Origin of the sequence: Mycobacterium sp. 852002-51057_SCH5723018, assembly GCF_001667035.1 — a bacterium.
Lineage (GTDB): Bacteria > Actinomycetota > Actinomycetes > Mycobacteriales > Mycobacteriaceae > Mycobacterium.
The window spans coordinates 1-567 of sequence record NZ_LZIR01000058.1 but is presented as its reverse complement, the minus strand read 5'-3'; the positions used below and the strand labels follow the sequence as shown (position 1 = coordinate 567).

Genomic DNA, 567 nt, shown 5'->3' with positions numbered 1-567 from the left:
TGCACCGCGGCGGGGATGCGGGCCGGAATCCCGACTTTGATTCTCTGGCACGGGATCGACGATCAGCCGGTCTGGGCCGCCGCCGTCGAACGGCTGAACATCGGGACCGGCCGCCCGTTCTGGGGCGCCACAGAGCAATCGCTCGTCGCTGACCTGCGCTCCGTCCTGACCCCGGAGCGCGCCGCAAAAGCCCGTGACGTCGGCGCGAAGATGACGACGGCCGGCGAAAGTGTTGCCAGGGCGGCCGACCTTCTGGAGGCCACCGTCGACTTACGGTGATGAGGCTTGCGATCCAAGGCGAGCGACGTCTTCCAGAAGATCCGCGGCTCTCGCGAGGCTTTCGGGGGACGTCGATATCTGGCCGGCGACTTCGCGGGCGCGTGAAGCGTATTCGGGCGAGAGGATGGTGGCCAGATCGGCCACTAGTGATCCCTGCGTGGTGGCCGACAACTGACGGGCGGCGCCGACGCCGAGTCGTTCGACCCCCGCCGCCCAGACCGGCTGATCGTCGATCCCGTGCCAGAGAATCAAAGTCGGGATTCCGGCCCGCATCCCCGCCGCGGTGGT

The 567-nt window shown here is 68.3% G+C and carries 1 protein-coding gene and 1 pseudogene; one reads left to right on the top strand and one right to left on the bottom strand.

Annotated elements, in window-relative coordinates; all coding sequences use genetic code 11:
- Nucleotides 1–279, top strand: a pseudogene (locus tag A5764_RS11815) (glycosyl transferase); the annotation flags it as partial.
- Here the strand turns inward: A5764_RS11815 and A5764_RS11810 are convergent.
- Nucleotides 271–567: glycosyltransferase (locus tag A5764_RS11810; RefSeq protein ID WP_369807309.1), on the bottom strand; the 297-nt coding region annotated here is incomplete at its 5' end. The pseudogene A5764_RS11815 and the gene A5764_RS11810 overlap by 9 nt on opposite strands.